Annotated in this window: 10 protein-coding genes; all 10 read left to right on the top strand. The window is 61.2% G+C overall.

Annotated elements, in window-relative coordinates:
* On the top strand, positions 1 to 379 hold a 379-nt coding region (locus D7X94_RS18625), incomplete at its 5' end, for a hypothetical protein (RefSeq protein WP_158591077.1).
* 296 nt (positions 380 to 675) lie between these two features.
* Positions 676 to 2,460: a phage tail tape measure protein gene (locus D7X94_RS17545; protein WP_120429088.1), complete on the top strand. Its 1,785-nt coding sequence runs from the start codon at positions 676 to 678 to the stop codon at positions 2,458 to 2,460.
* Positions 2,461 to 2,462: 2 nt separating this feature from the next.
* Positions 2,463 to 2,603, top strand: coding sequence for a hypothetical protein (locus D7X94_RS18620; RefSeq protein ID WP_158591076.1), 141 nt, complete (start codon positions 2,463 to 2,465; stop codon positions 2,601 to 2,603).
* Positions 2,603 to 2,818, top strand: coding sequence for a tail protein X (locus tag D7X94_RS17540; protein WP_120429086.1), 216 nt, complete (start codon positions 2,603 to 2,605; stop codon positions 2,816 to 2,818). The genes D7X94_RS18620 and D7X94_RS17540 overlap by 1 nt, the downstream gene beginning before the upstream one ends.
* A gap of 59 nt (positions 2,819 to 2,877) precedes the next feature.
* The gene (locus tag D7X94_RS17535; protein ID WP_120429085.1) at positions 2,878 to 3,939 is read left to right on the top strand and encodes a phage late control D family protein; all 1,062 of its coding nucleotides are present in this window, start codon (positions 2,878 to 2,880) and stop codon (positions 3,937 to 3,939) included.
* Complete coding sequence (locus tag D7X94_RS17530; RefSeq protein ID WP_120429083.1) at positions 3,939 to 4,289, top strand: hypothetical protein; 351 nt, start codon at positions 3,939 to 3,941, stop codon at positions 4,287 to 4,289. The genes D7X94_RS17535 and D7X94_RS17530 overlap by 1 nt, the downstream gene beginning before the upstream one ends.
* Positions 4,290 to 4,301: 12 nt before the next feature.
* Complete coding sequence (locus D7X94_RS17525; RefSeq protein WP_120429081.1) at positions 4,302 to 4,703, top strand: phage tail protein; 402 nt, start codon at positions 4,302 to 4,304, stop codon at positions 4,701 to 4,703.
* Positions 4,704 to 4,707: 4 nt separating this feature from the next.
* Positions 4,708 to 5,031: a GPW/gp25 family protein gene (locus D7X94_RS17520; RefSeq protein ID WP_120429080.1), complete on the top strand. Its 324-nt coding sequence runs from the start codon at positions 4,708 to 4,710 to the stop codon at positions 5,029 to 5,031.
* 65 nt (positions 5,032 to 5,096) lie between these two features.
* Complete coding sequence (locus D7X94_RS17515; RefSeq protein WP_120429078.1) at positions 5,097 to 5,306, top strand: hypothetical protein; 210 nt, start codon at positions 5,097 to 5,099, stop codon at positions 5,304 to 5,306.
* Between the two features lie 166 nt (positions 5,307 to 5,472).
* Positions 5,473 to 6,035: baseplate J/gp47 family protein (locus tag D7X94_RS17510; RefSeq protein WP_199715174.1), on the top strand; the 563-nt coding region annotated here is incomplete at its 3' end.

The following is a 6,035-nucleotide window of genomic DNA, read 5'->3' as shown; positions in this document are numbered from 1 at the left end:
CACCGACGAGCAGGCCCAGGCGGAGTCCCTGGAGAAGGAGCAGGCGGGGCAGGAGGACCCCGCCGTGTACACCCACAAGCTGGCCCGGCCCTTCACCTATGAGAACAAAACGGTGGAGCGGCTGGACTTCGACTTCGGGTCCCTCACCGGCAACGACACCATCGCCATCGAGGCGGAGCTGAACCACCGGCTGAAAAACCTCATGTACCCCCACCTTTCCTGGGAGTTCATGACCCTCATGGCCGTGCGGGCCTGCACCACCCGGGACGAAAACGACATGCGGCTGGTGGACGAAAAGCTCCTCAAGGCCCTGCCCATGCGGGACTATAACCGGATCGTGGGGGCGGCGAGAAATTTTTTGCTGCTGTCGGGCTTGTAGACGCAAAGCCCGGGGAATGGCTCCGGGAGCAGTGCCTGATTCTGGCCCGGAACAACAGCACGCCGGTGTCCTATTGGACGTCGCGCAAGCTGAAGGAATTGGGGCAGTGGATCAAGGCCAATAACCGGCTGGAGGAGAAAAACCAGCGGCGCCGGGAGAACAGCAGGCCCAATAAGGGCCGCAAATTTGGTTTCAAGAGGTGATGCGCATCCATGCGCAAAGAGTTTCCCTTCTGCGGCTCCGCCTTGATTTTGCGGCGCAAAACCGGGAAACTCTGAATTGGAGGAGGGAATTGAATGCCCAGCGGCAAGCAATGCGAGATGCTGTTCAAGCTCAACGCCCAGGCCAATTCCGGCTTCAAGGGAACCTTCTCCCAGGCACAGGGGGAGTTTGCGAAGCTGGGCAGCGAGATCCAGAGCCTGAACCGGGCCCAGGCCGACATTTCGGCGTATCAGAAGCAGTCTGCCGCCATCGACAGCACCAAAGCCAAAATCGCCAACCTGACCAAGCAGCACGAGCTTTTGAGCCAGCAGATCCAGAATACCACCGGCGACACCTCTGGTCTGGAGAGGGAACAGCTCAAGCTGGAACAGCGGATGGCCAGCGCCCAGGGCACGTTGGAGCGCCAGGAGGGCAGGCTGTCCGCTGCCAGCCAGCGGCTGGAGGAGGCGGGGGTCAACACCGCCGATCTGGCCGGGGAGAGCGCCCGGCTGTCCACGCGGATTGAGGAGCTGTCCAAAGAGCAGGAGCAGGCGGCGCGGTCGGCGGCGGCCAGCGCCCTCTTCGGCAAGGAGGCCATGTCTGGAATGCTGGCGGTCATCAATGCCAGCGAGAAGGACTTCCAGAGCCTCACCCAGAACATCGAGAACTCCGCCGGGGCGGCGGAGCGCATGGCGAAGATCAAGCTGGACAATCTCCAGGGGGATCTGACCCTGCTGCAATCCGCCACGGACGGTCTGAGCCTGACCATCGGGGAGGAATTCATGCCTCAGATCCGGGGGCTGGTACAGATCGGGACCAGTGTAATCACATTTGTGAATGAGCTGATCGACCAGCACCCTGTTCTGACTAAGGTCGTTCTGGGCGCTGCGGGTGCGGTGGGTGTCCTGACGGCCGGAGTGGTGGCCTATAACGCCGCGCAAAAGGTAATGGCGGCTGTGAACCTGGCCTCGCTGTTCACCGGACCGGTGGGCCCGATTCTGGCGGTGGGAGCCGCCATCGGCGGCGTCGTGGCCGGGATCATCGGTCTGGCGGAGGCCGCGAACGAGGGTAAGCCCAAAATCGATGAGCTGACGGAGGCCGCCCGGGGCCTGGACCAGGCCATAGAGGACGCCTCCACCGGCTTTGAAGCCTCCCAGACAGAGATTGAGGCTTCGGCGGGCCTTGCGGACCGCTACATCACCCGTCTGGAAAAACTGGACGGCGTCACAGGCAAAACCAGGGAGCAGCAGGAGGAATACCACGCCACCCTGGCCTTGCTGGCGGAAACCGTCCCGGAGCTGGCGGGGGCTATTGACCTGGAGACAGACAGCATTGAGGGAGGTACAGAAGCCCTTCGGGCCCAGACTGAGGAATGGGAGCGCAACGCCAGAGCCCAGGCATACCAGGAAGCGCTTGCGGAAATCTACTCTGCCCAGGCCGCCGCCGAGCTGGAACGGGAGAAAAGCCTGATCGACGTCCGCAACGCGGAGGCGGAACTGCGGGATATGGAGGCGGAGCGCACGGAGATCCTCCGGCAGATGCAGGAGATGGAGGATGACCCCTCCCTGTACGATGCCGGGAAATACTATGCCCTGGAAGAGCGGATCCGGGATCTCAATGATAACTATTGGGATCTGGACGAAAGTCTGGGGACCTATCAGGGCGCGCTGGACGAAAGCAACGCCAAACTGGACGAGGCAAAGGCAAAAACAGAAAGCTACACCCAGGCCATGGGGGAGCTGCTGCCGCCCATGGATTCGGCGGCGTCTGCGGCGGAGACAATGACCGCCCGCAACGAAGGGCTCTGGGCCTCCATTGAGGAGGTGGGCGTCCGGGCAGGAGCGCTCTGCCCGCCGGAGGCTATGGCGGGGAGCCCGTGACCGTGCAGATCTATTTCCAGTTTGAGGGGAACGCCACGCCGGAGGCCGTGGACCAGCTGCGGGAATATGGCGGAGAGTTCGAGGCCCGGGTCCGGCGGGTGCTGGAGGAGTTTTTCCTGGAATCGGCAAGGAGGCGGTACTGATGGAAAAAACCTACACCACGGCCCAGGGGGACATGTGGGACGGGATTGCGTACAAGACCCTGGGCAGCGTTTATTTTACGGACAAGCTCATGATGGCGAACCGGCGGTATCTCCATTTCTACACCTTCCCGGCGGGCATGGTGCTGCAGATCCCGCAGGTCAGAAACGAGAGCGCCGTGGAGGGCCTGCCGCCGTGGAAAAGAGTTGGAAACTAGCGTTTCCAACTCTCCAGGTTTTACTTCGCAAAACTACAAAACTTTTAGCAGGTGAGTGTATGAGTGCAGAAACCCTTGTCCGCCGGACCTGGGCGGACGTGAGCTTCCAGGGGGTGGACATCACGGAGTCCCTCCGGCCCTACTTTTTGGGACTAACATATACCGACAACGAGGACGGAGAGGCGGACGACCTCCAGATCCGGCTCCAGGACCGGGCGAGGATCTGGCAGGAAAAGTGGCTGGAGGACATGGTGAACGCCGCGGCCAGCGGGAAATTCAAAATCAAGGCCGATATCCTTCAGGAGAATTGGCAGGGCGGCGGACGGGACACCCGGCTGCCCTGCGGAGAGTTCGAGCTGGACAGCGTGGAGGCCTCGGGCCCGCCCTCAGTGGTGACGGTGAAATCCACATCCCTGCCCTTCTCCAGCTCCATCCGCCAGACCAGAAAGACCAAGGCCTGGGAGAAGTACACCCTCTCCGGCATCGCCCGAGAGATCGCCGCCCAGAACGGGTTACAGTGTATGTACGAGTCCGCCGTCAACCCCGGCTATGACCGGGTGGAGCAGAGCAGGCAGAGCGATGTGAAGTTTCTGGAACGGCTCTGTAAGGATGCGGGGCTCTCCCTCAAGGCCACGGACAAGACGCTGGTGCTCTTCGACCAGAGCAAATTTGAGAAGCGGGCCCCGGTGCGTACGATCCGCAGGGGCGAAGGGTATCTCAGCTGCACCCTGCGGACCAGCACCGCCGGGACCCAGTATGCCTCCTGCCGGGTGAGCTACGCGGACCCCCTCACGGGGAAAAAGATTGAGGGCGTGGCCCGGGTGGACGACTACGACGAGAAGGCCAAGAACAACCAGCAGCTGGAGGTCAGGGCCAAGGTCAAAAGCGTGGGAGAGGCCAAGGCCCTGGCGGAAAAGCGCCTGCGGCTGCACAACAGGTTTTCCAAGACAGCGAAGTTCGTCTTTCCCGGAGACCCGGCCCTGCTGGCGGGGAACACGGTGCTTCTGGAGGACTGGGGGGCCTTTGACGGGAAATATCTCATCAGCCAGGCGGTCCACAAGGTGGACGGCGGCGGCTACACCACCGCAATTCAGGTCCGCCGGGTGATAGGAGGGTACTGATGGAACTGGAGGAATTGGAGAGCATTCTGGGCCGCCTGGTGCGGGTGGGAGTTGTGACAAACGTGGACATCCCCAAGCGTCGGGCCCGGGTGAAGATTCAGGACGAGGACCTGCCCTCCGGCTGGCTGCGGGTGCTGGCGAATCCGCCCTTCCTCCCCAGAGTCAACCAGCCCCAGAGGACGGAATTTGAGGCGGGCGGCGGGGGCGACGAGGCCTTTTCCAGCCACAAGCACGATGTGGTTATCACCCCCTGGCTGCCCCGGGTGAACGACACGGTGCTCACCCTGTTCCTCCCCTGCCACGACAGCGACGGCTATATTCTGGGGAGGATTGAGGAAAACACGAACTAGGAGGTGATTTTCATGGCGGTTGTGGGCTGCCTGGGCCAGATGGTATTTCAGGTTTCCCAGGAGGTCTTAGAGACCATAGACGGCCTGGAGTGGAGCGGGTCCGCCCGGTACGCCGTGCACCAGCGGCACAACCAGAATGCGCTGACGGAGTTCACTGGGCTGGACCCGGATAAGATCACGTTCAGCATGTTCCTCAGCCAGGCGCTGGGCGTGGACGTGATGGCGGAGCTGGTGAAGCTCTGGAACTACGAGCGCAAGGGGGAGTCCGTCTATCTGGTGCTGGGGGAGAAGTGCTACGGCAAGTGCAAGTGGAACGTGGTAAGCCACAAGATCCAGGCCAAAAATTACGACAAATATGGAAACCTGGAGTCCGCCGAGGTTTCAGTGGAGCTCCAGGAATATCTGAGGAAGTGAACGCATGAGTTATTCTGTATCGGCGGCCGATCTGGGAAACATCCGGCTGAACGAGCCGGAGACGGTGAACGCGGTGCTCCAGAATATCGCCCTGATCCTGGCCACGCCCAAGGGCTCCGTGCCCATGTACCGGGACTTCGGGCTCAGCCAGGAGTTCCTGGACAAACCCATCCCCGTGGCAAAGGCCATGCTGGTGGCGGAGGTCCGGGAAGCTATCGAGATATGGGAGCCCCGGGCTTCCGTCTCGGACATCTCCTTTTCCCAGAACGCTTTGGAACCGGGTAAGCTGGACCCCACCGTTCAGGTGGAAATCCGCGTGGAGGAATAGAAATTGACAAAATCCGACAAACTGATATAATAAAAGAGCCTCCATTTATAGGAGGCGGGAGGACGTTGTTTACATACGAGTTGGAGATCCCAACTCGGGCGGTTAGCTCATCCCCATTCTCAAAGGAAAGGGGGTGGTACACTTTCCCGACTTTCACAAGGAGGGAGGTGGCGCTGATGGGAAAAGAACGCGGGATGAAAGTCCTGCGTTTCGTGCTGATGTTGGTCGCAATAGCGATATTGCTGGCCTACATAGCACCCATAAAAGCGTACTAGCCGCTCGGCTGCAACCCGAACGGCTAGCTATTTTTGACTAGTCTATAAGGGCTGACCGCCATGTGACAGCGCCCTCTTTATGCTTATTATAGTCCAGAGCGCCGGCTTTGTCAAGTGCAGGGCCAGCGCTCTTTTTGCTCATAAAGTATCGAAAGCAGGTGATTGAATGTCAAGGAATCCGGAATACCAGTTCGTGGAGACGGACCCGGGAAAGCTGGAGGAGCTGCTGGTGCGGGGCTACGAGGAGATCACCGGGCGGACGGCGTATCCCGCAAGCCCGGAGAGGGTGTTCATCCAGTGGGCGGAGGGGATTCTCCTCCACGAGCGGGTGCTTACGAATTATACCGGCAACCAGAACATCCCCAGTCGGGCGGAGGGGGAGAACCTGGACGCCCTGGCGGAGCTTCTGTACCTGCGGGAGCGTCCGGGGGCAAAGGCGGCGGTGTGCACCCAGCGATTCCACATCTCGGAGGCCCAGAAGAGCGCCGTCCTGGTGCCCGCAGGGACCCGGGTGACCTGCTCCGGTGGGCCGGTCTGGGAGACCGTGGAGGATGTGTACGTGCCCATCGGGGAGACCCATGCAGATGTGCAAATCCGCTGCCAGACCCTGGGGGCTGCGGGGAACGGCTACACTCCCGGCCAGCTGAACGCCCTTATCGATGTGTATGACTACTACTCTGAAACGGAGAACATCACCGCGTCGGACGGCGGGGCGGACGCGGCCACGGA

It is taken from the genome of Acutalibacter sp. 1XD8-33 (assembly GCF_003612555.1).
In the GTDB taxonomy this organism is placed as follows: domain Bacteria; phylum Bacillota; class Clostridia; order Oscillospirales; family Acutalibacteraceae; genus Acutalibacter.
Note: the sequence above shows the minus strand (reverse complement) of the source record. Positions and strands in the feature narration are given on the sequence as shown.